Here is a 26,395-nt window from a genome sequence, read left to right as displayed (position 1 = left end):
TTCGCACACTATGAAAATACAAGACATTCAAGCGATACAATTATTACTCGCAACCCCTAAGAAAATTGCTATCATTCCGCACAGAGGACCTGACGGCGATGCTATGGGTTCAACCTTAGGATTATACCATTTTTTACTAAAAAACAATCATCAGCCAACGGTTATTGCTCCTAATGATTTCCCTGATTTTCTAGCCTGGCTTCCAGGTTCTGAAACTGTAAAAATATTTGAAAAAGATACTGAAAACTGTACCCGAATATTAGAAGAAGCCGAGCTTATTTTTACACTGGATTTTAATGCTTTTCATCGTACCGGTGAAATGGAGCATACTCTTGCTAAGCTAACCGCTCCGTTTATCATGATCGACCATCATCAGAAACCGGATGATTATGCACTTTATACTTACTCTGATACCTCGTTTGGATCAACTTGTGAAATGGTCTATAATTTCATTTCTTTCTTAGGCAAAAAAGAAGATATAGACAAAACCATTGCCACTTGTATCTACACCGGAATATTAACGGATTCAGGGTCGTTCCGTTTTCCGGGAACAACAGGAAATACACACCGTATCATTGCAGAATTAATTGATCTAGGTGTCGAAAATACCCAGATACCTGTTTTGTTATTTGACAACAGCTCTTACAGCCGTTTGCAATTATTAGGACGTGCGTTACAAAACATGAAAGTGCTGGAAGAACACAAAACCTCTTATACTTCGCTTACTCAGGACGAACTGGACGCATTTAATTATGTAAAAGGTGACACCGAAGGCGTTGTTAATTACGGATTAAGTATAAAAGGTATTGTTTTTACTGCTATTTTTATCGAAAATAAAGACGAGAAAATTATTAAAATCTCTTTCCGTTCGCAAGGAGGATTTGACGTAAACCAGTTTGCCAGAGATCATTTTAATGGTGGCGGGCACAGTAATGCAGCAGGTGGAAAATCAGAGACTTCAATGGAAGAAACTTTGAAAAAATTTGAAGATTTAGTAAATAAACTAGAAATATAACCCAAATATGAACTACTTAAAACGAAGCAGTTGCGCCCTACTTTTTGCTGTTTTATTGGTTGGCTGTAAACAACACGAAGATGCCAGAAGACCTATTTCTCAGGCTTCCGGTACTTTTATGAAGAAATCAGCCGATCGAAATAAAAAATTAGTAGCCAATGAAGAGGATGTTATCAAAAAAATAATCAAAAGCAATCCGAAAACAAAATACTACGCCACTCGTAAAGGATACTGGCTGTATTATGACGAACGAAATGAAACTGATCTCCAGACTCCTAAAAAAGGGGATATCGCTTATTTTAATCTGGAAGTAAAAGACATCAATGGCAAAATAATCTATTCTGAAGCCGATCTTGGTCCGCAAACCTATTATGTAGACAAGCAAGACATCATGATGGGATTACGTGACGGTATAAAAATGATGCACAAAAATGAAACCGTGACCTTCTTATTCCCTTCGCATATCGCTTACGGATATCACGGAGACAATAAAAAAATAGGACCAAATCAGTCCTTAATGTGCACGGTTACCCTTCGCAACTTTGTACCGGATCCAGCTGCCATTCCAACAGCTACAGCTGCACAAACCCCTAAAGCAACAGTGCCTAAAACTGTAGTTCAAACTAAAAAAGATACCTTAAACCCGTAAAAACAACCTTTTAAAAATGAAAAAAAGTATTCTACTAGTATTACTTGCCGTTAGTTCATTATTCTCTTGTAAAGACGAACACAGCAACCTGCCTGATGGTTTATATGCGGATATTGAAACCAATAAAGGGCACATTATTGTTGAATTGGATTATAAAAAAGCACCGGTTACGGTTGCCAACTTCGTAACCTTAGCCGAAGGCAAAAGCGAGTTTGTTACTAAAGATTATCTAAAAGGAAAACCTTTTTACGACGGATTGAAATTCCACAGGGTTATTGAAAATTTCATGATTCAGACCGGAGATCCGGAAGGAACCGGTTCAGGTGATGCAGGATACCGATTTAAAGATGAAATTACAGATTTAAAATTTGATAAAGCAGGTGTTTTGGCAATGGCAAACAATGGCCCTGCTACAAACAGCAGTCAGTTTTTCATCACACATGTTGAAACTCCATGGTTAGACGGAAAACACACTATTTTCGGTCATGTGGTTGAAAAAGGACAGGAAGTGGTGAATCAAATCAAACAGGACGACAAAATTGTTTCGGTAAAAATCATCAGAAATGGTGAAGCTGCCAAAAAATTTGATGCTGTAAAAGTATTTCACGATTATTTCTCTGAAATTGCTAAAGAAAAAGGGAAATACGCAGGTGTACAAAAAGAAAAAGTAGCTTATTTAGCCTCTATCAAACCTAAAGCGACCAAAACCAATTCAGGTTTAGAATTTGTAATTACTGAAAAAGGAACAGGTAAAAAACCGGCTACAGGAGCTCAATTGTACATCAATTATTCAGGTTTCTTAGAAGACGGAACTTTGTTTGATTCAAGCGTAGAAGAAGTAAATAAAGCTTTCGGAAAATTTGATGCTGCAAGAGCTGAAGCACACGGATATCAGCCAATTCCTTTCCAGGCAGGTCGTAAAGACGGAATGATTCCTGGTTTTATTGAAGGAATTGAGCAATTATCATTCGGAGACAAAGCTGTACTTTTTATTCCTGCACATTTAGCTTATGGAGCAACTGGTGCTGGCGGAGTAATTCCACCAAATGCTAATATTATTTTCGAAGTTCAATTATTAGAAAAACCACAATAATTTTTTTCAGAAAACCATCATAGACTTAAATTCGGAACATCATGAAGTTTAAATTTCTATTTTTATTTTGCCTGGCAGTTGTAAATATTCAGGCTCAGGCTACTAAAAAACCAGTCGCCAAACCAAAGCCAAAAACAGCAGCGACAGCAGCAAATATAGCTCCTAAAGCCAATCCTGGCGAGGGTATTTTTGCTACAATAGCTACTACAAAAGGAGATATTGTGGTTTCTTTAGAATATGTAAAAGCCCCGGTAACTGTGGCTAACTTTATCTCGCTGGCAGAAGGAACAAACCCTAACGTTAAGGTGGAAAGACTTAAAGGAAAACCTTTTTACGACGGATTGAAATTTCACCGAGTAATCAATGATTTCATGATTCAGGGTGGAGATCCTGACGGAAACGGTACAGGTGGTCCGGGATATGCCTTTAAAGATGAATTTACAGAAGATTTAAAATTTGAAAAAGGCGGAGTTCTGGCAATGGCTAATTCTGGTCCTGCTACAAACGGAAGTCAGTTTTTCATCACACATAAAGATACACCATGGTTAAATGGTAAACATACTATTTTTGGTCATGTGGTTTCAGGAATGGACAATGTAAATAAAATTGTTCAGGACGATATCATGACAAAAATTACCATCACACGCAAAGGTGCTGCAGCCAAAAAATTCGATGCTCTAAAAGTACTTGCCGAAGATGTAAAAAAACAAGAGGCTAAAAAAGCAGAATCTCAAAAAGTAATCACTGAAAAAGCAGCTTATTTTGCAGCTACAAAAGCAAAAGCTACTGCAACTCCTTCCGGTTTAAAATATGTGATTACGCAAAAAGGAACAGGTGTTAAAGGTGCTGAAGGGTCTAACATTTACTTCCACTATGCCGGATATTTTGAAGATGGAAATCTTTTTGACAGTAGTATCGCCAATGTAGCAAAAGCTTATGGTAAATATGATGCCAACCGTGATGCTCAAAAAGGATACAAAGCTTTCCCTTTTGTTGTAGGGAAAAAAGACGGAATGATTCCTGGTTTCATAGAAGCTCTAGACATGATGACGGATGGAGAAAAAGCCATATTCTTTCTTCCTTCTAATTTAGCTTATGGAGAAAAAGGTGCAGGAGGTGTAATTCCGCCAAACGCTACTTTAATCTTTGAAATCGAAACTTATAAAGAGCAGCCAGTAAAGTAATTCAAAGTACTTTACCGAACTTAAAATCAACCACCACGATATATTTCATGGTGGTTTTTTTATTTTATACAATCCTGTCAAATCTTCAATTTTAAACCTCACGAAAAGAGCCAAATAAACGCAATCACAACGTTTCTGAATATTTTCTATTAAATCCTAAACAAAATAGCTTACCTTTGCCGGCTTAAATTTTTTAAAATAAACAGATTAAGATGTCACAAAACAACGTATTAAAAGGAGTATTTTTAGTAGCCTTAGGAGCTACAACTTATGGAATGTTAGCCACTTTCGTAAAAATGGCCTACACAGAAGGATATACTACTGCCGAAGTAACCACTTCTCAATTTGTATTAGGAATCATTGGTATTTTACTAATCAATACATTCCAAAAACTAAAACATAAAGACAATGTTGTAAAAGCTACTCCAAAAAATATATTCAGCTTAATGCTTGCCGGTACTTCATTAGGAATGACCAGTTTGTTTTATTATCTGGCGGTAAAATATATCCCTGTTTCCATTGGTATCGTTTTACTAATGCAAACTGTCTGGATAGGTGTTTTACTTGAAATGATCTTAGAAAAGAAATTACCTTCCAGACAAAAAGTATTTTCAGTATTTATTGTTCTTATCGGTACTGTTTTAGCCACTAATATTCTACACAACGAAATCGAACTGGACTGGAGAGGACTTGCTTGGGGAATGCTGGCAGCTGCCTCTTTTACCACTACTATGTTTACCGCCAATCGCGTTGCAACCGGAATCTCGTCAGCACAACGTAGTTTGTATATGCTGTTTGGAGGTTCTATTATCGTATTTTCATTTGCCTTCGCAACTCAGGTTACTCCTTTTAACCTTGCCATATTTGCAAAATGGGGAATCGTATTGGCTTTATTCGGAACTATCATTCCTCCGATGTTAATGAATCTTGGATTTCCATTAACGGGAATTGGTCTTGGAAGCATCGTTTCTGCCCTTGAACTGCCGGTTTCGGTAACCATGGCCTATGTTTTGCTAGGTGAAGAAGTAATCCTTACACAATGGATTGGAATTATTCTGATCATTTTAGCCATTGTTATTATGAATGTAAATTTCAAGCGCAAGAACAGCTAATTTAGAAACGCTCTAAAAAAAAGCCTCTTGTAGCGCAATAATTGTTAATTTTTTTATAAATTCGTGATAAACAATCCTATTTATCATGAATTTACCCTGGCATTTATATTTAATGGCTTCGCTTTATATTATTGCCGGATTCAATCATTTCAGAAAACCGGGAATGTACCTTAGGATCATTCCCCCATTCTTTTCAAATCCTAAATTAATAAATATTTTAAGTGGTGTTGCCGAGGTTATCTTCGGCATACTCCTCATGATTCCTGTTACCTCTCATTTTGGTGCATGGGGAATTATAGCTACTTTAATTGCTGTATTCCCTTCCAATCTTTATATGTATCAGAATAAAAAAGCAAGTTTTGGTTTACCCAAGTGGATTTTGTTTATACGCTTGCCCATTCAGATTGTCTTGATTTTGTGGGCATACCAATATACTTTTTAACAATCAACTATTAATTAAAACTATTTATTATGAAAAAATTATTTGCAGAGTTTTTTGGAACTTTTTGGCTGGTTTTTGGAGGTTGTGGAAGCGCAATTTTTGCAGCCGGAATTCCCGACTTAGGAATCGGATTTGCGGGTGTTGCACTGGCTTTTGGTTTAACAGTACTTACAATGGCTTATGCCGTAGGACATATTTCAGGAGGCCACTTTAATCCGGCTGTTTCTTTTGGTTTATGGGCAGGCGGCAGATTTCCTGCAAAAGACTTAATTCCTTACATAGTGGCACAATGCGTTGGTGCTCTTGCAGCCGCAGGAACTTTATTTACCATTGCATCAGGAAAAGCAGGTTTTGTCATTGATAACACCAAAGCAGGAGCTTTTGCTTCTAATGGTTTTGGAGCCTTCTCCCCTGACGGATATTCCCTGCAATCTGCTTTTATCGCTGAGTTTGTACTAACCTTGTTTTTCTTATTAGTAATTTTAGGAGCTACAGATAAATTTGCCAACGGAAGATTTGCCGGTATTGCAATTGGATTTGCTTTAACCTTAATACACCTAATCAGTATTCCAATTACTAATACTTCTGTAAATCCTGCAAGATCATTATCTCAGGCTATTTTTGTTGGTGGAGAACCACTTTCTCAAGTCTGGCTGTTTTGGGCAGCTCCAATTCTGGGTGCTATTGTAGCAGGTTTCATCTATAAAACGGTACTGCAAAATCACGCCGAAGCTTAATCAACTTGTCTTTAACCTCTAAAATTGATCATATGGAATTTTTATATTTTTTACTTATTGGTGCCATATCAGGATGGCTTGCAGGTCAGATCTGGAAAGGCGCAGGTTTTGGGCTATTAGGTAATATCGTCGTAGGAATTGTTGGCGGTATTATTGGTGGCTGGATTGCCGGTAAATTAGGTATCGGCGGTGGCGGACTTCTTTGGCAAATTATAATTGCTGTTGGAGGAGCCTGGGTATTACTGTTCATTATCAGCTTAATCAAAAAAGCATAAATCGTTGCTTATAACGATCATAAAAGAGAAAATCAAATATACTTCTATTCGGTTTTCTCTTTTCTTTTTTTCAGAAGAACTTACGCTTATTCCTTTCTTCAACAATCCGAATCACCCTTATTTTGTATTACTCTAATAGAATCTTATGAATGATATTATTGCCTATTTCAGTACAATTCCGTCTTCGCACAGAAGCTTAATTCTGGTTGGTGGAATTACCTTTTTTTGGATGATCGAAAATACTTTTCCCCTGTTCCGGATGCATTATAGAAAATGGCAGCATGCGGGAATCAATTTTTTCCTGACTTTCACTACTATTATTGTCAATTTTGTTTTGGCTTTTATTTTAATTAAAACAGCAAACTGGACGATTGAAAACCACTTCGGACTATTGCAATGGTTACCTGCTTTACCACTTTGGCTTTACACCATCATTGGTTTGCTCTTGTTGGATTTAATTGGTGCCTATACGCCTCATTATGTACAGCACAGGTTCAAATTTTTATGGCGCTTTCATCTCGTTCACCACACCGATACCTGGATTGATACTACATCTGCAAATCGACATCACCCCGGAGAAAGCATTATTCGTTTTATCTTTACGACCGTTGGCGTTTTAATCATTGGAAGCCCAATGTGGATGGTTTTTCTTTACCAGACTTTATCCGTTATTTCGACACAGTTTACTCATGCCAATATATCATTGCCTCAAAAGCTAGACACTTATCTAAGTTATTTTATCGTTTCTCCCAATATGCACAAAGTACACCATCATTATGTTCTGCCCTACACAGATAGTAATTATGGCAACATTTTTTCAGTTTGGGACCGTCTGTTTAACACTTTCACCACTTTACCCAAAGACAAAATAATTTATGGCGTAGATACCCACATGGCTATTGAAGAAAACAACAATTTGAAAAATTTATTAAAAATACCGTTTCAAAAATCGAGATCCGCAAAAAACAGTTAAAATCATTAAAAAAAACAGCATTCATCGAACCAACTAATTATTTTTTTTATTAATATTGATACTTAATTTGAAAATCAATCTATTAATCATTAACCTCTATTTTGAATTAATTTTCACGTGATGAAAAAGAGTAACCGCAAAGAATTGAATTGGGAACAAACTGAAAAAATTGTTTCGTTAGCCTTAGAAGAAAAAAATCCATTTGAAATCATAAAAAAAGAATTTGGATTGGCAGAAAAAGAAATTCTGGAAATCATGAAGAAGAAAATGCCTCTTGAAAAATTTGAGATGTGGAAAAAAAAGGCCATTGCCAATAAGCCAAAACCAAAACCGATTAAAATAGACGATTTTGACGAGGATTTGGATGGCAAATATTATATAAAAAATAAACTAGACTAAGATATAACTCCTGAATTTCAGGAGTTTTTTTTATTTTAAAGTCAAAATGTAACTTTTTTACTTTTTGTAAGTCAAATAAGCATAACCAATCATGAAGAAATGAAGAAAATAATTTACACCTTAGCGCTTGCAGTTACACTTTGGAGCTGTAAAACAGGGAGTTCCTCCAGTACCGCAAAAAACAATGTGGTAGACGTAAACATTAATCTAGTTGATGTAAAAGACGACAAAGTTCTGGTAACTGTAACCCCTCCGAAAATAAAAACTGACGAAGTAATTTACAGTATCCCAAAAACGGTTCCGGGAACTTATTCTACAGATAATTACGGTAAATACTCCGGTGATTTTAAAGCTTTTGATGCCAAAGGAAATGAATTAGCTGTAAAAAGAATTGATGACAACTCCTGGTCTATTTCAGATGCAAAAAAATTAAAAAAAGTAACCTATTTAGTAGGAGATACTTTTGATACTGAAAAAGGGACAGGATTTGGAAATGATGACGTATTTTCTCCTGCCGGAACAAATATCAATGCGGGCGTTAATTTCTTAGTTAACACCCACGGTTTTGTAGGTTACTTTAAGGATAAGTTAGAAATTCCGTATAAAGTTACAATCACACATCCTGAAACGCTTTGGGGAGCCACTTCAATGACAGATGAAGATGCCAGCAAAACAAGTGACGTTTTTACCACTTCCCGCTATGCTGTTTTAGTCGAAAATCCGATCATGTACTCTAAACCTGATTATACGACTTTCAACGTAAATGGAATGGATATTTTAATCGCCGTTTATTCTCCAACCGGAAAGTTTACAGCCGAAAGTATCACTCCTGAAATGAAGACGATGATGACAGCGCAAAAAAACTTTTTAGGCAAAGTAAACGCAACAAAAAAATACACGGTCTTATTGTACCTGTCAAGTATGGCTAAAGACGATGCCCACGGTTTTGGAGCATTGGAGCACCCAACTGCTACAACGGTTGTTTTACCGGAATCTATGCCTAAAGAAAAGCTGGTAGAATCAATGAAAGATGTAGTTTCGCATGAATTTTTCCACATCGTGACTCCATTGACCATTCACTCTAAAGAAATACAGTTTTTTGATTACAATGCTCCAAAAATGTCAGAACATTTATGGATGTACGAAGGAGTAACAGAGTATTTTGCCAACCTGTTTCAAATCAATCAGGGGCTAATTAACGAAGCTGAATTTTACAACCGTATTGCCGACAAAATTGAACAGGCAAAAGGCTTAAACGATACCATGTCATTTACTGTAATGAGTAAAAATGTATTGGATCAGCCTTATAAAGATCAATACTTAAATGTATATCAAAAAGGAGCTTTGATTGGAATGTGTATTGACATTATCATCAGAGAAAAAAGCAATGGAGAGAGAGGAATTCTGGATCTAATGCACAAATTATCGAACGAATATGGTGTTGAGAAACCATTTAACGATAGCGAGCTTTTCGCTAAAGTAACTGAATTGACTTATCCTGAGGTTGGTGAATTCTTAAACAAATATGTGGCAGGAACTACTCCTATTCCGTATGACTTTTATTTAGCAAAAGTAGGTGTGGCTAAAACTTCTGAAAAAGTTCCTGCACCAGTTTTCATCAAAGGCAAAACTCCATACATTGGAGTTGACAAAGCTACCAAAGCCATAAATGTTCGTTCTAATATCGATTTGAATGTCTTTTTTACTAATTTAAATCTTAAAGGAGGTGATATCATTCTTGCCGTAAACGATAAGGCGTACAATTTTGATAACATTTATGATCTAATTGGTGAAAGTGATAACTGGAAGGAAAATGACCCAATTACGATTAAAATAAAACGTGCCGGTGTTGAACAAACTATCAAAGGAACTGTAAAAGTACCGTTTGAAGAAAAAGAGACTTTTAAAGCAACAGACGCTTCAAAGGAAAAACTAAAAAATGCCTGGTTGAAAGGATAATTCTTTTAGATCCAAACATAAAAAAAACCGACAATCACTTGTCGGTTTTTTTATAATTATTATAGCAAGCTATCAGACTAAAGCGGTACTATCTTGCGTCAGACTGAGCGAAGTCGAAGTCTTCAACAGTACGGATTTAGCGTGTAGGACTTCGATTTCGCTCAGTCCGACTTTAAGTGCCTATGTGCTTTGATCAGTCTGACACCTGTTTGTACTTTAGGCTATAAATCTATTTAACTACTTCTTCTTTACCGGAAATTTCCAGTCAAACTCGTCCTTATCGTTAATGATTGCACCGATTTCAAACTTCACCACTTCGTCAAATTCCGTTTGAAGGATGAACCAATTGTCTTCATTAAAGTAATTCTCGAAAGTATCAAAAGTTTCCTGATTGTATTTTGTAATTCCTTTTGTTGCTAAATCTTTCTTTACATCAGCAATTTTTCTTCCGATCAATTTGAATCCGAAAACTTCCAAATCGTTACTTGAAGCTACTAAATAACCTAATTTCAGGTCTTCTTCCTGATAAAACGTCAATCTGATTTTTTGTGCATTATATACAAAAATCACATTATCATCTTCGTCTTTATAATTTTTATCAGGCTTTCCTAAAGCAGCTGTAACATCGTTCTGCTTCATTCCGAAAAGCAATTTATCAATTCCTGATTTTAGATTTATTTTCATATTTACTTTTATTTAAAACGCAAATTTCGGGAAGTTTTTTGTTGTTTCGCTACTAGTTGCACAAATTTTCTCAAATTTATGCCTTACGCATTGTCGGGCTTCGACTTCGCTCAGCCTGACCATGGTAATCAAGACAACTCATAACTCATAACTCATAACTCATAACCCATAACTCTTATTAGGTTTAGCGCTCATATAAAATGTGATCTTGCCTCCGTTTATCACATCAACATGTTTCAGAAATGGCCTGTTTAATTGTTTTCCGTTTAGAATTACCTTGCTTACAAACACATTTTTATCGGATTGATTGATGGTTTCTACTTCAAATTTCTTTCCGTTTTCCAGATTAAAAGCTGCCTTTTTCACTAACGGACTTCCTAATGCGTATTCATCAGAACCAGGTGCTACAGGATAAAATCCTAAGCTGCTGAAAATATACCAGGCGCTCATTTGTCCAAAATCATCATTCCCTCCCAAACCGTCAGCTCCGTTTCGGTACATTTTCTTCAGGATCATTCTAATTTTGTCCTGCGCTTTCCAAGGTGAATTGGTCCAATTGTACAAATAAACGACATGATGCGAAGGCTCGTTTCCGTGTACATAGTTCCCAATGATTCCATCTCTGGTGATGTCTTCCGTGTTTTCAAAATATTTATCCGGCAAATGCATGTTGAATAAAGAATCTAATCGAACTTTAAATTTCTCATTTCCTCCCATCATTTGAATCATATCAGCAGGATCCTGCGGAACATACAAACTGTAATTCCAAGAATTTCCTTCAATAAATCCCTGACCGTGTGTATCCAACGGATCAAATTCTTTTTTGAAAGTTCCGTCGTTTAACTTCGGACGCATGAATCCCGTTTGGGTATCGTAAACGTTTTTATAATTTTTAGATCGATTGATGAATTCATTATAAATTTCCGTTTTACCTAACTTCTTTGCAGCCTGTGCAATCGCCCAGTCATCATAAGCATATTCGAGTGTTTTTGAAACTGAGGCTCCATTTTTATCTTCGGGAACATAACCTTTTGTCATATAATATTCCAATCCGTCATAATAAGGTACTTTTGCTGTTTTTACACAGGCCTCAAGCGCTTTCTCAGGATCGAAATTGGTATTGCCTTTTACGATGGCATCGGCAATTACAGAAACGGAATGATAACCAATCATGCACCAATTTTCATTGGCATAATGCGACCAAATCGGCAGCATCTTGTGGACACTTTGATCGGAATGTGCCAGCATAGAACTAATCATATCTGAATTTCGGGAAGGCTGTACTATATTGAATAGCGGATGCAAAGCGCGATAAGTATCCCATAAAGAGTAACTGGTATAGTTTTTAAAGTTTTCAGCTTTATGAACATTCATATCCAAACCTTTATAGTTCCCGTCTAAATCGATGTATTCTGTAGGACCTAAAAAGGCATGGTACATTGCGGTATAAAAATTCACTAAATCTTCTTTCTGAAGGGTTTCTACCTGAATTTTGTTTAACTCGTTATTCCAGACTTCCTGACTTTGTTTTTTTACTTTTTCGAAATCCCAACCCGGAACTTCTTTTTTCATGTTTTCAACTGCACCGGCAGAACTCACGGGAGACAGGGCCATTTTTATTTTTATTTTCTCTCCTTCTTCTGTATTAAAATCAAAGAACAATTTTAAGTTCTGACCAGCCATTTCGGGAAAGTTTTTGGTTTGATCAAATCTTCCCCAAAAACCTCTGTACACACTTTTTTCCAATGGAGCCTGTCCGTAATTTTTAATGGGTTTGCTAAAACTCATCGCAAAATATACGGTTCTGGTTCTCGCCCAGCCATTGGTCTGACGATATCCGGTAATCAAAGTATCGTTCTCTACCCGAACAAATGTCCATACATTCTTTTTATCGTAATTGTAAATCCCCGAAGTCAGATCTAAAATGATATGTGCATCCTCTGATTTTGGAAAGGTGTATTGATGCATTCCTACGCGGGTTGTTGCAGTAAGTTCGGCTTTGATTTTATGATCTTCCAAAAGTACACTGTAGTAAGCGGGCTCTGCTTTTTCGGTAGCATGAGAAAATGCTGATCGATAGCCGGATAATGGTTTTGAAGCGACACCGGGATTTAGCTGCAGCTTTCCGGTTGTGGGCATAATTAAAAAGTCACCCAAATCAGAATGTCCAGTTCCGCTAAAATGCGTATGACTAAAACCTACGATCGTTTTATCTTCGTATTGATATCCGGCACAATACTTATAGACATCTCCGTTATATTTTCCATTTGTACTGTAAGCAATTGTATCGGTTTCAGGACTTAACTGTACACTTCCAAACGGAACTGTTGCTCCGGGATAGGTATGTCCCATTTTGGCGGTACCAATCATAGGATCAACATACTGAATCAGATCTCGTTTCTCAATTGTTTTTTTCTGAGCATTAGCGGTATAACCGAATATTAAAAAGGATAATCCAAAAACAAAATTTTTACAGTTTATTCTAGTCATTAGTTTTCTTTTAATCATTACTTTTTACTTAAAAACAGCATTTGGCATTTTACTAAATCGATTTACCAATACTTTCAGATTCGAAAAATACAACAAAATATGCTTTTTAAAAAATATAAAATGGTCTGATCTCAAAAGCTTTTAAATATCTTTGGTTCTGTAAAATGTACACTATTCATGAAAAGCTCTATTTTATTTTGCATTCTTTTTTTTACCGCATTCGGTTTTGCACAAAAAACAGAAAGTCATAAACTAACCCAAAAAGAAATCGCTCAAAGGGAACTTGACGGTGTTTCGGAATTTCCCATTTACAGAGCACTTGAATGCTCTGATAAAAGCGGTGTGTATGAATTACTCCTCTGTGAAAATCAAAAAACGATTTCAAAAAAAGATACGTTAAACACAAAGATCCAGGCCATTTATACCCTGAATGATCATAGTGGTTTTGTTGAAAAATGGAGAATTAATGATTTACTGGAAGACAGCGATCCTAAAGAAACTACTATTTATTTTTGGACCAAATATTGTACCGCCACTGATCTTGACGGAGACGGACTTATCGATCCGGTGATTGTATATGGAACAAAAACGGAATACAACGAGATAAGGCGGGTTAAAATTATTACGGTCTACCAAAATAAAAAATATGCCATACGTGCCGTAGAATGTGATTTGGATTATTGCAGGAGCTTTAAAAAAGATTCAACATGGAATTTACTTCCTCTAAAAACAAAAACTTATCTTAATTCATTAGTGGAAAGATTAAGAAAGGAGCGGAATTTACTTTTGAAAGATGGATAGTAAATGGGGAGTTATGAGTTATGAGTTGTGAATTATGGAGTATGAATTGCATTCATGAGTTCCGGAGGAACGATATATTTATAGCAACGGATTTCAATCCGTTGAAAAAATTATAAAAAACATTCAGGAGTTCCGTAGGAACGGCATATTTATGGCAACGGATTCAAATTCGTCGAAAAAATCATACAACATATTCAAGAGTTCTGGAGGAACGGTACATATTACAACGCATTTTTTTTAACGAATTAAAAATCACAATCGCTTTGCAAAATCGGTCGAACCTATGGTTCTTCTTTTGTTCTTATGCTACGTTTAAACCGGGTTAAAATCCGGCCTTACAATATGGGCCGAGGCTAGCGCCTCTTTTTTAAACTTATTTTTTTCGTTTAAAACTTGTATTTCTTTTTAAAGCTTACTTTTTAGATTTTCTTTTACCTCATCAAACCATTCGTTTCACAGGATGCTCAACACAATAGAATCACGGCGTACATCACTATTGGCAGTAGGCATGTGACTCCGTAAAACGCCTTCAACCTTACATCCGATACTTTTCATGGCGGCAATACTGCGTTCATTATTATTATCGGCACGAAACTCTACGCGCTCCACACCAAGGGTTTCAAAGGCAAATTGCAGCAATAAAAATTTACAATGTTTATTAAGCCCTGTTCCTCTAAAAGCCGATCCGTACCAGGTATATCCCAGCTGTAGTGTTTTGTATTCCAGAATCATGTCGTAGAAACGTGTTGAACCTGCATATTTTTGTGTCTTTTTATCGAAAACGATAAACGGAAATTCTTTTTGATTTTCTCGTCCTTTTATTGCCAGTTGGATATAATTGATCAAATTTTCTTTTCCGTCCGCACCTACTAAAGAGTATTTCCAGGTTTCGGGTTCGTTAACAGAAATTTCCAATAAATTATCGACATCTGATTCTTGCAAAGGGCGTAATAAAACAGAATCGTTTTCTAAAATAATAGTGTCTGAAAAATTAAAATTTGATGTGGTCATGAATTCTTTTTTTGAGCTGCTCACTATAAAGTCTTCTATTTACTTTATCTAAAAACTATTTCACAGAGAGACATTAAGTTTTGCACAGAGATTCGCAAAGTTTTACAAAATTGATCGTTTATTCATTCATTTCGTCATAGCGCTCGGGAACTTGCGGATCGTATAACGGACACTTGAATTCTTCCATCAGGGAAACCAGTGTATTCATGGTTTTTCCTTCGGTTCCGTAACAATCAATTTTGATGCTTTGGGATGTTGTAATTACCTGAAAAGCTCCTTTTCCTTTGTTATTTTTCCAGCTGTTTTCGTCCACTCGTTCCCATTGGGAAAAAACGGAATTGATTCTGTTCATGATGACCTCAACGGGAAGTGCTGCAAGACCTTCTACTTCTTCTTTTTCTACAAGGGCTTCATAAACTTCATGATGGTTCAGATAAACCTCTTCTAAATATCTCCAAAAAAGTAATTCATACATAGCTTGATGTTTTTTTTAGCCCCGATAGCAGTAAAAATCCTTTTGTGACGGGGTTCGGCACAAAAGATTGTAACGAATAGCGGGATTAGCTCCTAAAAAAGCTAATGATTAATAAAAAAGGCTCTGTTGTAAACTCCGGTATAGAAACCTTTGCTACTCAGAACCTTTGAACTTTTGTAACTCAAAAAATATTAATATTCGAATGTTCCGTACTCGCTGGTAATGGTAAGCTTTTTAGTGTCTGCTGCTTCCACTCTACCTACGATTTGTGCATCGACATTGAATGATTTTGAAATGGCAATAATATCTTGTGCAATATTTTCGGGAACATAAAGCTCCATACGGTGACCGCAATTGAAAACCTGATACATTTCTTTCCAGTCGGTTTTAGATTGCTCCTGAATTAATTGGAACAATGGCGGAACCGGAAATAAATTGTCTTTTATAATGTGTAAGTTCTGAACGAAATGTAAAATCTTTGTCTGAGCTCCTCCACTGCAATGTACCATTCCGTGAATATCAGCCGGTGTATAGGTATCTAAGATTTTCTTGATAATTGGTGCATACGTTCTGGTTGGAGAAAGTACCAGCTGTCCTGCATTTATCGGACTGTTTTCGACAGCATCGGTTAAATTTACCTGACCTGAATAGATTAATTCTTCGGGTACCGCTGCATCATAACTCTCCGGGTATTTTGCTGCCAGGTATTTTCCAAAAACATCGTGACGGGCAGAGGTTAATCCGTTACTTCCCATTCCCCCGTTATAGCTTTTCTCGTAAGTTGCCTGTCCAAAAGAAGCCAAACCAACAATTACGTCACCGGCTTTTATGTTGGCATTATCTACCACATCGCTGCGTTTCATGCGTGCCGTTACCGTAGAATCTACAATAATAGTACGGACAACGTCACCAACATCGGCAGTTTCTCCTCCTGTTGAATGAATGGTTACTCCAAACGATTTTAGTTCGTTGATTAATTCTTCTGTACCGTTGATGATTGCTGAAATAACCTCAGCAGGGATTAAGTTTTTGTTTCTTCCAATTGTTGAAGAAAGCAAAATATTATCGGTTGCTCCTACACACAATAAGTCATCAATATTCATGATTAAAGCGTCCTGAGCAATTCCTTTCCAAACCGAAATATCACCGGTTTCTTTCCAGTACATATAGGCTAATGATGATTTTGTACCGGCACCGTCGGCATGCATAATCAAACAGTGCTCCTGGTCTTGCGTTAAATAATCAGGTACAATTTTACAAAATGCCTGTGGGAATAAACCTTTGTCAATATTTTTTATGGCGTTGTGTACGTCTTCTTTCGATGCCGAAACACCTCTTTGTGCGTACCTTTTGCTAGAATCTGAACTCATGAAACTTAGTTTGTGTTGATGTGGTGCAAAGATAATCCCTTTTTTTAATTCTTTGATTGATTCGTATGTCTGATTCGCAAAAAAAATCGGCAGGCTTTTAGGCACTGCCGGTTTTTTTCTATAAAATTGGTTATCAAAAATTGAGTTTTTAGTATTTTACCTCCAATCCGGCATTGAGGCGTTCTGGAATAGTGTTGTTCTCGAACCATTACTATTGCTGCTGGAAATAGTAACTTTTTGTATCGTGTTGGCTGATAAACCATCATTTGATGTATTGACATAAATCAGCTCTGCTTCATTTGGAGAGAATTTTACATCCAGATCATTAAATCCATTTGGTTTTTGACTTGCTAATTCGGTTGAAGTATTGTCCGCAGCTGTATAAATAAATATTCTGGAGTCTAATCGTCTGTAAGTCGAATTTTCAAATCCTGAAACATCTCTCGTATAGGCAATTTTACTATTGTCTACAGAAATACTAAGACCGCTTGCTGCACCTGTCACTCCGGAAAGTACCTGATACAATATGTCTCCGGCAGTATTAATAACATATATTTCAACATTATAACCCGACATATCATTTACTTTAAGTACAATTTGTGACCCGTCCTGACTCCATTCACATTCTGAAATAAATTTTCCATTTGGTGTTTTAAACAATTGAATCAATCCCGATCCGTCAGAATCAATACGGTACAATCTGTCAAAATTTGGATAAATAATTTGTCTTCCGTTGGTACTCCAGCTATAATTAACATACTCCATATTAAATCCTGCTATAGGTATAAAGTTTGTAATTTTTTTGACATCAGTACCATCAGGATTCATTGTAAAAATTTGGTTTAATGATCCGTCAGAACTTATATAAGCAATTCTGTTGATGCTTAAATTTTTTCTCGGTCTGTAACTGTTTACTTCGGCAGATGATAACTGAAGTTCGTTTCCGGATTCATCGGCTGTATAAATGACATTGTTATTTTTTACTTTTTTAACATACAAATATCTCGGATTTGGAAATGCTAAAGTCGTAAAGGAGTTTGTGACACTATTTATTGGTTTATTAATTCCATCATCTACGGTTACCTGCCAATAGTATTTTGTACTAAAACTTAAACCAGAAATGGTAAGTTTTGTATCTTTTAAGCTGGCATAGGTTTTAGTCTCGTCTGTTGTTCCGTTTTTCACTGTAACAGTATAGGTCATCGGATCTGATTCCGGATCTTTTGCCGTCCAGGTTAAATCTACTGTTAACGGCTGTCCTGTAGCATTGTCTGTAGGTGCAGTTAATAGGGGAACATCTGGTGGTTTGTTGTTGGCAGTAGAGACTTGTAACTCAAAAATAATCTGAGATGTTATGTCTTTTTCAACAGTGGCAGGCTCAAATCTGGCGGTAAAACCATCTTTCTGGGCCTGAAAAGAATATTTCCCCAATGTTATTTGATCTATTTCAAAATACCCGTCTTTATCCGAAAATACAGTACTTGTAGTTGGGCTTGAAGAAATACGTGCATTTTCTATTCCTTCATATGTTCGGGCATCTACTACTCTTCCTTTTACTGCTCCTGTTCCTGTTTCATCAACTTGATCTTCACTACAAGAAATCAAAAGCATAAAGCATATCAATATTTTTAGTCCTATTTTCATAGCGGTCTTGATTTTGTTAAACTTATATTGACTTTTTCTCTATTTGTTATTGAAAAAATATTGTTCTTTCACATTGTATCGGTGAACTATTTTTTCTTGTGCTTGAAACTTTTTGGGAAGTAATAAGTGAGTCCCAAACCAAGTTTCCAGTAATAATCATCTCTTTTACCTCTTATAATGTAATCAACATTGTCGCTAAAGGCCACATTATATTCTCCGAATAATTTTACTCCTAAACTACGGGTAGCCATATATTCTAAACCGCCTCCAAACTGAACTTTACTATGGAAATTTTTGTAGGCCTTATTAAATTCAAATCCGTAGCCGCCATAAACAAACGGTGTCAGAATATCGCGAGGTAATATGGTGAATTCGAGATTGAGATCTGTAGAGATATACCCATAATCCTCTTTCCCTTTATTCTGAATTTTGAATGCATTGGTTGAAGCGCTTACATTAAAAGCCGGAGTGAAAAAATATTTCACTGCTCCCCTGGCCATTGGACGCGGCTCAGGACTTTTATAATCGCCTTGTATAATAGTTGTCCCACCGGAAAGCTCTATCCCAAAACGACCTCTTTTGTCTTCTAAATTTCTATCGTATAATTGTGCCAGATCGGCTTCGCTTTTTTCTTTATCATAGGCTGATACAAAAGCATCGATTTGATTTTGAGGCGCATTCACTTCCCAAAGCTTGCCTTTGATTCCTTCTACAATAAGGCCTTCAACGGCTTTTTCTATAGCTTCGGTAACTGCCAGCTGAATGGGTTCATTTCTGGTAAAACCGGTTTCTACTTCTAAAAGTCGGTTTAGATTTACGTATCGAAATAGACTGGCGTCTATACTTTGTGATAAGATTGTCTTAGAAACGTAAACAGTGTTTAGTATTTTTCCATTTGAAGTGGAAACCAATCTTAAATATACCGTAACCCGATCTTGTCTGTATCGCGTAGAGCCTCCGGCGCCAAAATATCGGGCTCCAAAACCTCCGGTAATAATATTAGTATCATAGGAAATAATACCGCCTTCTAACAAAACTCCTGCAAATAACAGAGGAGTCAGTGCCGTTTCACCGCCTTCTTTTTTCGCTTCATATTCCTGACGTGTAGACCGGATAATGTTTCGTTCGTTTAATAAATTTCCCAGATTCTCACGTTCTATTGGAACAAACCATTTTGAGTCCTGAAGTGCTTTTATTAAAATAGAAGTAGCACCCTGAGTAACTGCTGTGCTAAATGTGCTTCCTGCTTCAGTCGCTTTGTATTGACCTGTCTGGTCTTTAAATTTATATACCCCTACCACAATCTGTTCTTTTGGTTTTGGCATACCGACTAAGTGTTCAGTTGCAGAAGTGTTTTCTCCAAAAACAGCCTTCTGAACTCCTACGGGTTGATTAAAATACGCGCCACATCCTGAGAGTAGGCAGGTTATTAACAGTAGAAAAAGGAGAGTTTTATTCATAATTAGTTATTTTTAAATAATAAAACATGAACTTACTTTTTATAAAAATCGAATACCAGACTATTTACCCGGTATAATAACTTGCGTTTGCTCGCCAGTTTCAATATCCAGAATATTGACAACCATTCCTAAGTTAGAATTGTAAATATCCACAGACAGTGTTCCGAAGACATAATTACCAGGGGTAAGTCCTCCGCCGGTACCGCCTCCGGTACCCCCACCAGAGCCTGTACCAGACCCAAATTGACTATCAAATAATGAATTTGAAATTCTATTGAGCAACTGGTTATTTAAAGTGCTTTTAAAACGCTCCAGATCTGTCGGCTGTTTGTATGCGTTTGTATTGTCTTCTTTAAAATCATTTTGTGCCTGCGCAGAACTGAGCAACCATTGATAATTAAAAGTTTCACCACCATTAAAAGCTGGATTTACAGGCTTATAAGCAAGATCCTGTGCGAAAGAAACAGTACAAAAACCCAACACAAATACGAATGAAATTAAATTTTTCATATTGCTGTTATTTAGTTTCCTACATTAAAAAAAAAGAAAAACTCCTCTACAAAAAATTACTTCTCGTTTATTAATATTGAGTTATTTATTAATACTGAGTTATTATTTTATTCTGTTTTTCGATGTCTTTAAAATACTTAAATGCCTTTGATGCAGCAGATTCTGCCATGTATTTTAAAAAATCTTCGTCCGGACGCGAAATAAATTCTTCCACTATTTCTCCATCTATCAGAATAGTAATTTTTGTTGTACGCCCAAAAGTCAATTCCTCTTGAACGGTCACGATTTTAGTTGTATTAATTCTTAGCTTTGAATATTGCGCATAAAAAAAATCATAAAAATCATTTCCCAGTTTTGTTTTGGTATCATTAGCAACGATCCCTATCATTTCAATTCCATCTACAGGAATTGGTTTTCCGGCATCAGCTGCTTTATCTTCTCCAAAAACAACACGGTCTTTGCCTATCAATTCATTTTTTTCATCAAAAATCAATAGCAATATGATGATCTCATCGTCTGGTGTAAAATTGACTTGCGTTTTAGAAAGTTCAACTTTTTGAATCGGTTCTAATGTGACTCTGCCATCCTGAGCATTATTTGATTTATTCGAGTTTTTTTTATTTTTTTTAAATACAGTCAATTTATAAGATATATTTTTAAACTGCGATTTTAAGTTTTCTGCAGTTCCCGTAATAGCAAGTAAATTTTCTATTTCTTTTACTTCTATTTTGGCTTTTACTTCTATGTGGACTTCCTGAGAAAATCCTGATTCAGAAAAAAAAATAGCAAAAAATGCAATTAGTAAGTTCAAATACTTTTTCATGACACTAGCGATTGAATATGTAAATTGTCCCCGAGTTTCCCGTTTGATTAATTATTAAATCTTTAGATATCGAATTTGAACCGGTACTGATTACCGATAAATTATTGCCATACTGATTGATTCCCATGGAAGTGATTCCGCGTGAGTACATCGAAAAATCACTTATATAATTGTTATTGCCTGTTTGTGTGTAGGACTGATTGATTTCATCAGCATTTTTGTAGACATTCATGTAGTTGTTGTTGCCTGTCTGTTGTGCGGTAACATAAGCATTATTACTTATGATGGTCAAATTGGCTTGATTGTAATTTCCAATTTGAGTAACAGTAACAATATTACTGCTTTTGATGTATTGATTTACTGTTTGATTCTGATTGCGATTGTATGTTTCATTTAACAAATAGTCACTTCTATTCACATCAATTACCTGAGAGAATAAAACCCCTGTGATTAGTAAGGATAAAAAAGTGGCTAAACGTTTCATGACCTATTGTAATTTAAAAAAAGGAAGAACTTAATAGCTCAAGTTCTTCCTTTTCCTGGTTTATTCTTAGTTAGATTGAATTACTACACTTCCATTTAAGAAACCTGTTTGAGTAACTGTGCTCATATGATCATTTCCAAATTGTGCAGTAGCTGCAAAGTTACCAGCTCCGTATTGTTGAATACTAGAGGTGTTGTCCCAGCCTAATTGTAGCGTAGCTGCATTGTTAAACAATCCTATTTGATCGGTAGATGCAGTATTGCCATATCCGAATTGAAGAGTCAAAGCGTTATTGGCAAGACCAAATTGATTAGTAGTAGCTGTATTAAAGTTACCAATCTGTAACACATCAGAATTGTTGTAAGCTCCAATTTGAGTAGTAACTGCAAGATTACCGAACCAAATTCCCTGAGTGATACTAGAATCGTTATTGTCTCCGATTTGTGTTACGATAGCAACATTTCCTCCTCCTAATTGTCCAACAGTAGACTCGTTATCATCTCCGTACTGTCCTACAATTGCAACGTTGGCAATACCTATTTGGTCAACATCTGAGCTATTAGTTGCTCCTACCTGAACTACCAGTGCACCATTTAATAAACCTGTTTGGTCCACATCACTCATGTTACCTTGCGCAAAAGATGCGGCTCCTACAAACAGCATCGCGGAGATGCTTAAAATTACTCTTTTCATAATAAATATATTTAATTGGTTATTAATACATTTTATTATGTAGGTCAGCCTGATTTAGGGAAATCATGCAATCAAAATCTCCATTCGAAAATAAAAATTAAAGCCTTATTTTCTTTCTTTCATGATCAAAATTAGAAAACTTATCGCCAACCAAAACAGGTATAAATACCTATTTTCCAATATCTTAATTACTTTTCGATGAAGTGTAAAACTATCTCGATGAACTACTTTAATGCTTTTTTTTCTTAGCAGGAAAAAAGCTACTTTTCATAATTTAGTCACAATTCCATTTAAACATGTGTTAAAATAAAACCATAATACTAGTTTTTTAACAAAATCATAAAAAAAATCCCATCTCAATAAAGACGGGACTTAATCGGGTATATTCTAAAATATTACTTCGTAAACAACAATTCTCTGTACTTAGTTAGGGTCCAGCTTTCATCATCAACTAATAATTCCAATTTATCACAATGATTACGAATGTCCTCAAAATAAGGTTTTACTTTATTGCAATAAGCTTCGGCCATTTTTTGCGCATCAGTCAATTGATTAGCTGTTTTTCGCTCACTGGTCATTGCTAATACTTTAGAATTGATTCCTTCAATATGTCCTGAGATTTCTTTAATCAGAACAATTTGCTCTTTTGCGATGGTTTCAAATGCTGCACCAAAAATTTCTTTTAATCCTTTTACATTTTCAATTAGAGTATTTTGATAGCGAATAGCTGTCGGAATAACATGATTTCTGGCAATATCTCCTAATACTCTTCCTTCAATCTGGATTTTCTTAGTGTATTCTTCCAATTCAATTTCGTAACGGGCTTCTGCTTCTACGTGATTTAAAATTCCTAATTCGTCAAATAACTCCAAAGCTTGCTTTGAAACTTTGGCTTTAATAGCTTCCGGAGTGGTTTTAAAATTACTTAATCCTCTCTTAGCGGCTTCTTTTTCCCAGGCTTCGCTATATCCGTCACCTTCAAAAAGTATTTTTTTAGACTGCTTGATGTATTCTCTCAAAACATTAAAGATGGCATCGTCTTTTTTCATGTCTTTAGATTCGATCAAAGTATCTACCTCTGTTTTAAAATCTCTTAATTGTTTGGCCACAATAGCATTCAGAGTAGTCATCGCATTCGAACAGTTGGCATTTGAACCTACAGCTCTAAACTCAAATTTATTTCCGGTAAAAGCAAAAGGAGAAGTTCGGTTACGATCTGTATTGTCTAAAAGAACGTCCGGGATTTTTCCAACTACATTTAACTTTAAGTCTGTCTTTTCTTCTGGGGACAATTTCCCTGTGGTTACACTTTCCAGCTCTATTAATACTTTAGACAATTGTGCTCCAATAAAAACGGATATAATTGCCGGCGGTGCCTCATTAGCTCCCAAACGATGATCGTTACTTGCCGTTGCAATAGACGCTCTCAATAAAGTTTCATAATCGTTAACCGCTTTAATCGTATTGATAAAGAAAGTCAAAAACTGTAAATTGCTCATTGGCGTTTTACTTGGACTCAATAAATTAACTCCTGTATCTGTTGCCAATGACCAGTTATTGTGTTTTCCGGAACCGTTTACTCCTTTAAAAGGTTTTTCATGAAACAATACTTTAAAATCATGACGCTCCGCTACACGCTGCATCACATCCATTAATAAGGAGTTATGATCTACAGCCAGATTGGTTTCTTCAAAAATCGGAGCCAATTCGAATTGGTTTGGCGCTACCTCATTGTGACGTGTTTTTACCGGAATCCCCAATAACATACATTCCTGCTCTAAATCTCTCATATACGTTAAAGCGCGTGTTGGAATAGACCCAAAATAATGATCGTCTAATTGTTGTCCTTTTGCAGAAGTATGTCCCAGTAAGGTTCTTCCTGTCATCATTAAATCAGGACGTGAATTCGCTAATGCTTTATCAATTAAAAAGTATTCCTGTTCCCATCCTAAAGTAGCGGTAACTTTCTTAACATTTTTATCGAAATATTTACATACTTCCGTCGCAGCCTCATCCATAACTGATAGTGCTCTTAATAATGGAATCTTATTATCGAGCGCTTCTCCTGTATAAGCGATAAATACGGTCGGAATACATAAGGTTGTACCATATATAAATGCCGGCGAAGTTGGATCCCATGCGGTATACCCTCTTGCTTCAAATGTATTTCTTATTCCTCCATTCGGAAAACTTGATGCATCAGGTTCCTGTTGTACCAATTGAGCCCCTCCGAATTTCTCTACAGGATCACTTCCGTCATAAGACGTTTCAAAAAAAGCATCATGTTTTTCTGCTGTTGTACCTGTAAGCGGCTGAAACCAGTGTGTATAATGAGTTACACCTTTTGATAATGCCCATTCTTTCATACCCATGGCGATATAATCGGCCAGTTTTCTGTCAATCTTAGTTCCGTGTTGAACGGCATCTCTCACTCCTTTTAAAGCATCTGAAGTCAAAAACTGCTTCATCGCTTTCTCATTAAACACATTTGAACCAAAGATGTTGGACTTTCTGTCTATTTCTTCAAAATGTACAGGCTTTCTGTTGGAAGCTTCTTGCAAAGCTTGGAAACGTAATGTTGACATGTATAGTAGGTTTAAAAATTCGTAATTATTTTCATTAAAAAAGTGAAACAAATATAATCAATAAAACACCCTGTTTGAAACATAAACCAGAGAATTTTATTCGATGATTTTTCAACGTTAAGCGGTTTTTTCAAAGAATAATGAATTTGATTCAAAGAAATATAACAAAACACCACAGTATTATTCATTAAATAAACATTTTTTCATAATTCCTTAAACTAAAAATTTAAAAAACATCCTTGATTTTTACGAATTTGCCTTTTTAAGGTATTAAAAATTACTTTTTTCAAAATATACCCCCTCACAAATTAATCTTATCTAAAAAATAATACCACTTTAAACAAAATAGCCCCCTAATTTTTAGGAGTAGAAAAATAAATCTATATTTGTCCCAACAAAAAAGAAACAAGAAAATTAATTTATATTATTATGGCTAAAATTAAGTTAGAATACATTTGGTTAGACGGATATGAACCAACCCAAAATCTTAGAAGTAAAACTAAAGTTGAAGAGCACGAAAATTTCAAAGGAACATTAGGAGAACTAGGAAACTGGTCATTTGATGGTTCCTCTACTAAACAAGCCGAAGGTGGATCTTCTGACTGTCTTTTGGTTCCTGTTGCAATATATCCGGATCCAACCCGTATCAACGGATGGTTAGTAATGTCAGAAGTTATGTATGCTGACGGAACACCACACCCTTCTAACGGCAGAGCTACAATTGATGATGATAATGATGATTTTTGGTTCGGATTTGAACAAGAGTATTTCATTATGGATACAAAAACTCAACTTCCACTTGGATTCCCGGTTGGAGGTTACCCTGCACCACAAGGGATGTACTACTGCTCAGTAGGTGGAAAAAATACGCACGGAAGAAAATTAGTTGAGGAGCATGCTGATCTTTGTATCGCAGCCGGAATTAACTTTGAAGGAATCAACCAGGAAGTTGCCTGCGGACAATGGGAATTCCAATTATTCGCTAAAGGTGCTAAAAAAGCCGGAGACGAAATCTGGGTTGCCCGTTACTTATTAGATCGTTTGACTGAAAAATACGGTTACTATATTGAATACCACCCAAAACCACTTGGAGATACAGACTGGAATGGTTCAGGTATGCATGCTAACTTCTCTAACGAAGTATTAAGAACATGTGGAGACCAGGCGACTTACGAAAGAATCTGTGAAGCTTTCAGACCTGTTACTGCAGAACACATTGCTGTTTACGGAGCTTACAACGACCAACGTTTAACCGGTAAACACGAAACAGCTTCTATTCACGATTTCTCTTATGGCGTTTCAGACAGAGGATGTTCTATCAGAATTCCATTAATGACCGTACAAAAAGGATGGAAAGGCTGGTTAGAAGACAGAAGACCTGCTTCAAACGGTGATCCATACAAAATTGCTGCAAGAATTATCAAAACTGTAAAATCAGCATTGTAATTCAGCTTTAGAACATATACAAAAGTGCTAACGTAATGTTGGCACTTTTTTTTATGGAATTGCCTGTCCTATCAGTCGAAA

The 26,395-nt window shown here is 36.0% G+C and carries 25 protein-coding genes; 13 read left to right on the top strand and 12 right to left on the bottom strand.

The window, feature by feature from the left end; all coding sequences use genetic code 11:
* Positions 1–10 precede the first annotated feature (10 nt).
* The 11 genes from ACAM30_RS15250 (at position 11) to ACAM30_RS15200 (ending at position 9,838) form a co-directional block, all read left to right on the top strand.
* Positions 11–1,015, top strand: a complete 1,005-nt coding sequence (locus tag ACAM30_RS15250; RefSeq protein WP_369615454.1) for a bifunctional oligoribonuclease/PAP phosphatase NrnA — start codon at positions 11–13, stop codon at positions 1,013–1,015.
* 7 nt (positions 1,016–1,022) lie between these two features.
* On the top strand, positions 1,023–1,664 hold the full coding sequence (gldI, locus tag ACAM30_RS15245; RefSeq protein WP_369615453.1) for a gliding motility-associated peptidyl-prolyl isomerase GldI: 642 nt from the start codon (positions 1,023–1,025) through the stop codon (positions 1,662–1,664).
* Positions 1,665–1,680: 16 nt separating this feature from the next.
* Positions 1,681–2,757, top strand: a complete 1,077-nt coding sequence (locus tag ACAM30_RS15240) for a peptidylprolyl isomerase (RefSeq protein WP_369615452.1) — start codon at positions 1,681–1,683, stop codon at positions 2,755–2,757.
* Positions 2,758–2,798: 41 nt separating this feature from the next.
* The gene (locus ACAM30_RS15235; protein WP_369615451.1) at positions 2,799–3,941 is read left to right on the top strand and encodes a peptidylprolyl isomerase; all 1,143 of its coding nucleotides are present in this window, start codon (positions 2,799–2,801) and stop codon (positions 3,939–3,941) included.
* Positions 3,942–4,153: 212 nt separating this feature from the next.
* Positions 4,154–5,053 carry a DMT family transporter gene (locus ACAM30_RS15230; protein ID WP_369615450.1) on the top strand — a complete coding sequence of 300 codons (900 nt, stop codon included), beginning with the start codon at positions 4,154–4,156 and terminating at the stop codon, positions 5,051–5,053.
* An 85-nt stretch (positions 5,054–5,138) separates the two neighbouring features.
* Positions 5,139–5,495: a DoxX family protein gene (locus ACAM30_RS15225; protein ID WP_369615449.1), complete on the top strand. Its 357-nt coding sequence runs from the start codon at positions 5,139–5,141 to the stop codon at positions 5,493–5,495.
* Positions 5,496–5,524: 29 nt separating this feature from the next.
* Positions 5,525–6,232, top strand: coding sequence for an aquaporin Z (aqpZ, locus tag ACAM30_RS15220; protein ID WP_369615448.1), 708 nt, complete (start codon positions 5,525–5,527; stop codon positions 6,230–6,232).
* A 32-nt stretch (positions 6,233–6,264) separates the two neighbouring features.
* Complete coding sequence (locus ACAM30_RS15215; protein WP_017497303.1) at positions 6,265–6,507, top strand: GlsB/YeaQ/YmgE family stress response membrane protein; 243 nt, start codon at positions 6,265–6,267, stop codon at positions 6,505–6,507.
* Positions 6,508–6,652: 145 nt separating this feature from the next.
* Positions 6,653–7,480 (top strand): sterol desaturase family protein, encoded by an 828-nt coding sequence (locus ACAM30_RS15210; RefSeq protein ID WP_369615447.1) that lies wholly within the window; start codon positions 6,653–6,655, stop codon positions 7,478–7,480.
* A 120-nt stretch (positions 7,481–7,600) separates the two neighbouring features.
* Complete coding sequence (locus ACAM30_RS15205) at positions 7,601–7,879, top strand: DUF2805 domain-containing protein (RefSeq protein WP_369615446.1); 279 nt, start codon at positions 7,601–7,603, stop codon at positions 7,877–7,879.
* Between the two features lie 99 nt (positions 7,880–7,978).
* Complete coding sequence (locus ACAM30_RS15200; protein ID WP_369615445.1) at positions 7,979–9,838, top strand: peptidase M61; 1,860 nt, start codon at positions 7,979–7,981, stop codon at positions 9,836–9,838.
* 237 nt (positions 9,839–10,075) lie between these two features.
* Here ACAM30_RS15200 and ACAM30_RS15195 read toward each other — a convergent pair whose 3' ends face one another.
* Together ACAM30_RS15195 and ACAM30_RS15190 are read right to left on the bottom strand one after the other, a co-directional pair.
* Positions 10,076–10,522 carry a hypothetical protein gene (locus tag ACAM30_RS15195; protein WP_369615444.1) on the bottom strand — a complete coding sequence of 149 codons (447 nt, stop codon included), beginning with the start codon at positions 10,520–10,522 and terminating at the stop codon, positions 10,076–10,078.
* Positions 10,523–10,681: 159 nt separating this feature from the next.
* Positions 10,682–13,012 carry a GH92 family glycosyl hydrolase gene (locus ACAM30_RS15190; protein ID WP_369615443.1) on the bottom strand — a complete coding sequence of 777 codons (2,331 nt, stop codon included), beginning with the start codon at positions 13,010–13,012 and terminating at the stop codon, positions 10,682–10,684.
* 177 nt (positions 13,013–13,189) lie between these two features.
* Between ACAM30_RS15190 and ACAM30_RS15185 the strand changes: the two genes are divergently transcribed.
* On the top strand, positions 13,190–13,813 hold the full coding sequence (locus ACAM30_RS15185) for a M949_RS01915 family surface polysaccharide biosynthesis protein (protein ID WP_369615442.1): 624 nt from the start codon (positions 13,190–13,192) through the stop codon (positions 13,811–13,813).
* Between the two features lie 453 nt (positions 13,814–14,266).
* Here ACAM30_RS15185 and ACAM30_RS15180 read toward each other — a convergent pair whose 3' ends face one another.
* The 10 genes from ACAM30_RS15180 to ACAM30_RS15135 form a co-directional block, all read right to left on the bottom strand.
* On the bottom strand, positions 14,267–14,824 hold the full coding sequence (locus ACAM30_RS15180) for a GNAT family N-acetyltransferase (RefSeq protein WP_369615441.1): 558 nt from the start codon (positions 14,822–14,824) through the stop codon (positions 14,267–14,269).
* Between the two features lie 118 nt (positions 14,825–14,942).
* Complete coding sequence (locus tag ACAM30_RS15175; RefSeq protein WP_369615440.1) at positions 14,943–15,299, bottom strand: hypothetical protein; 357 nt, start codon at positions 15,297–15,299, stop codon at positions 14,943–14,945.
* Between the two features lie 191 nt (positions 15,300–15,490).
* Entirely contained in the window at positions 15,491–16,669 is a 1,179-nt protein-coding gene (locus ACAM30_RS15170; protein ID WP_026110216.1) for an AIR synthase related protein, read from the bottom strand.
* Positions 16,670–16,825: 156 nt separating this feature from the next.
* The gene (locus tag ACAM30_RS15165) at positions 16,826–18,313 is read right to left on the bottom strand and encodes a carboxypeptidase regulatory-like domain-containing protein (RefSeq protein ID WP_369615439.1); all 1,488 of its coding nucleotides are present in this window, start codon (positions 18,311–18,313) and stop codon (positions 16,826–16,828) included.
* 86 nt (positions 18,314–18,399) lie between these two features.
* A complete protein-coding gene (locus tag ACAM30_RS15160) occupies positions 18,400–19,773 on the bottom strand; it encodes a CsgG/HfaB family protein (protein WP_369615438.1) in 1,374 nt (457 codons plus the stop codon).
* Positions 19,774–19,833: 60 nt separating this feature from the next.
* Positions 19,834–20,283, bottom strand: a complete 450-nt coding sequence (locus ACAM30_RS15155; protein ID WP_369615437.1) for a curli assembly protein CsgF — start codon at positions 20,281–20,283, stop codon at positions 19,834–19,836.
* Between the two features lie 88 nt (positions 20,284–20,371).
* Complete coding sequence (locus tag ACAM30_RS15150) at positions 20,372–21,106, bottom strand: CsgE family curli-type amyloid fiber assembly protein (RefSeq protein WP_369615436.1); 735 nt, start codon at positions 21,104–21,106, stop codon at positions 20,372–20,374.
* Positions 21,107–21,110: 4 nt separating this feature from the next.
* Positions 21,111–21,590, bottom strand: a complete 480-nt coding sequence (locus ACAM30_RS15145; protein WP_369615435.1) for a hypothetical protein — start codon at positions 21,588–21,590, stop codon at positions 21,111–21,113.
* 66 nt (positions 21,591–21,656) lie between these two features.
* Positions 21,657–22,283: a hypothetical protein gene (locus ACAM30_RS15140; RefSeq protein ID WP_369615434.1), complete on the bottom strand. Its 627-nt coding sequence runs from the start codon at positions 22,281–22,283 to the stop codon at positions 21,657–21,659.
* A gap of 395 nt (positions 22,284–22,678) precedes the next feature.
* Positions 22,679–24,868, bottom strand: a complete 2,190-nt coding sequence (locus ACAM30_RS15135; RefSeq protein ID WP_369615433.1) for a glutamine synthetase III — start codon at positions 24,866–24,868, stop codon at positions 22,679–22,681.
* Positions 24,869–25,297: 429 nt separating this feature from the next.
* Between ACAM30_RS15135 and ACAM30_RS15130 the strand changes: the two genes are divergently transcribed.
* Positions 25,298–26,314, top strand: a complete 1,017-nt coding sequence (locus ACAM30_RS15130; RefSeq protein ID WP_369615432.1) for a glutamine synthetase beta-grasp domain-containing protein — start codon at positions 25,298–25,300, stop codon at positions 26,312–26,314.
* Positions 26,315–26,395: the final 81 nt, after the last annotated feature.

This window comes from Flavobacterium sp. CFS9, from assembly GCF_041154745.1.
Lineage (GTDB): Bacteria > Bacteroidota > Bacteroidia > Flavobacteriales > Flavobacteriaceae > Flavobacterium.
Note: the sequence above shows the minus strand (reverse complement) of the source record. Positions and strands in the feature narration are given on the sequence as shown.

Excerpts from the sequence above, each read along its gene's own strand:
- gldI (WP_369615453.1), top strand. The coding sequence starts at position 1,023 with ATGAACTACTTAAAACGAAGCAGTTGCGCCCTACTTTTTGCTGTTTTA.
- ACAM30_RS15230 (WP_369615450.1), top strand. The coding sequence starts at position 4,154 with ATGTCACAAAACAACGTATTAAAAGGAGTATTTTTAGTAGCCTTAGGA.
- ACAM30_RS15155 (WP_369615437.1), bottom strand. The coding sequence starts at position 20,283 with ATGAAAAATTTAATTTCATTCGTATTTGTGTTGGGTTTTTGTACTGTT.
- ACAM30_RS15235 (WP_369615451.1), top strand. The coding sequence starts at position 2,799 with ATGAAGTTTAAATTTCTATTTTTATTTTGCCTGGCAGTTGTAAATATT.
- ACAM30_RS15225 (WP_369615449.1), top strand. The coding sequence starts at position 5,139 with ATGAATTTACCCTGGCATTTATATTTAATGGCTTCGCTTTATATTATT.
- ACAM30_RS15180 (WP_369615441.1), bottom strand. The coding sequence starts at position 14,824 with ATGACCACATCAAATTTTAATTTTTCAGACACTATTATTTTAGAAAAC.
- ACAM30_RS15215 (WP_017497303.1), top strand. The coding sequence starts at position 6,265 with ATGGAATTTTTATATTTTTTACTTATTGGTGCCATATCAGGATGGCTT.
- ACAM30_RS15210 (WP_369615447.1), top strand. The coding sequence starts at position 6,653 with ATGAATGATATTATTGCCTATTTCAGTACAATTCCGTCTTCGCACAGA.
- ACAM30_RS15170 (WP_026110216.1), bottom strand. The coding sequence starts at position 16,669 with ATGAGTTCAGATTCTAGCAAAAGGTACGCACAAAGAGGTGTTTCGGCA.
- ACAM30_RS15150 (WP_369615436.1), bottom strand. The coding sequence starts at position 21,106 with ATGAAAAAGTATTTGAACTTACTAATTGCATTTTTTGCTATTTTTTTT.
- ACAM30_RS15205 (WP_369615446.1), top strand. The coding sequence starts at position 7,601 with ATGAAAAAGAGTAACCGCAAAGAATTGAATTGGGAACAAACTGAAAAA.
- ACAM30_RS15140 (WP_369615434.1), bottom strand. The coding sequence starts at position 22,283 with ATGAAAAGAGTAATTTTAAGCATCTCCGCGATGCTGTTTGTAGGAGCC.
- ACAM30_RS15195 (WP_369615444.1), bottom strand. The coding sequence starts at position 10,522 with ATGAAAATAAATCTAAAATCAGGAATTGATAAATTGCTTTTCGGAATG.
- ACAM30_RS15130 (WP_369615432.1), top strand. The coding sequence starts at position 25,298 with ATGGCTAAAATTAAGTTAGAATACATTTGGTTAGACGGATATGAACCA.
- aqpZ (WP_369615448.1), top strand. The coding sequence starts at position 5,525 with ATGAAAAAATTATTTGCAGAGTTTTTTGGAACTTTTTGGCTGGTTTTT.
- ACAM30_RS15145 (WP_369615435.1), bottom strand. The coding sequence starts at position 21,590 with ATGAAACGTTTAGCCACTTTTTTATCCTTACTAATCACAGGGGTTTTA.
- ACAM30_RS15200 (WP_369615445.1), top strand. The coding sequence starts at position 7,979 with ATGAAGAAAATAATTTACACCTTAGCGCTTGCAGTTACACTTTGGAGC.
- ACAM30_RS15250 (WP_369615454.1), top strand. The coding sequence starts at position 11 with ATGAAAATACAAGACATTCAAGCGATACAATTATTACTCGCAACCCCT.
- ACAM30_RS15175 (WP_369615440.1), bottom strand. The coding sequence starts at position 15,299 with ATGTATGAATTACTTTTTTGGAGATATTTAGAAGAGGTTTATCTGAAC.
- ACAM30_RS15165 (WP_369615439.1), bottom strand. The coding sequence starts at position 18,313 with ATGAAAATAGGACTAAAAATATTGATATGCTTTATGCTTTTGATTTCT.
- ACAM30_RS15240 (WP_369615452.1), top strand. The coding sequence starts at position 1,681 with ATGAAAAAAAGTATTCTACTAGTATTACTTGCCGTTAGTTCATTATTC.
- ACAM30_RS15160 (WP_369615438.1), bottom strand. The coding sequence starts at position 19,773 with ATGAATAAAACTCTCCTTTTTCTACTGTTAATAACCTGCCTACTCTCA.
- ACAM30_RS15135 (WP_369615433.1), bottom strand. The coding sequence starts at position 24,868 with ATGTCAACATTACGTTTCCAAGCTTTGCAAGAAGCTTCCAACAGAAAG.
- ACAM30_RS15190 (WP_369615443.1), bottom strand. The coding sequence starts at position 13,012 with ATGACTAGAATAAACTGTAAAAATTTTGTTTTTGGATTATCCTTTTTA.
- ACAM30_RS15185 (WP_369615442.1), top strand. The coding sequence starts at position 13,190 with ATGAAAAGCTCTATTTTATTTTGCATTCTTTTTTTTACCGCATTCGGT.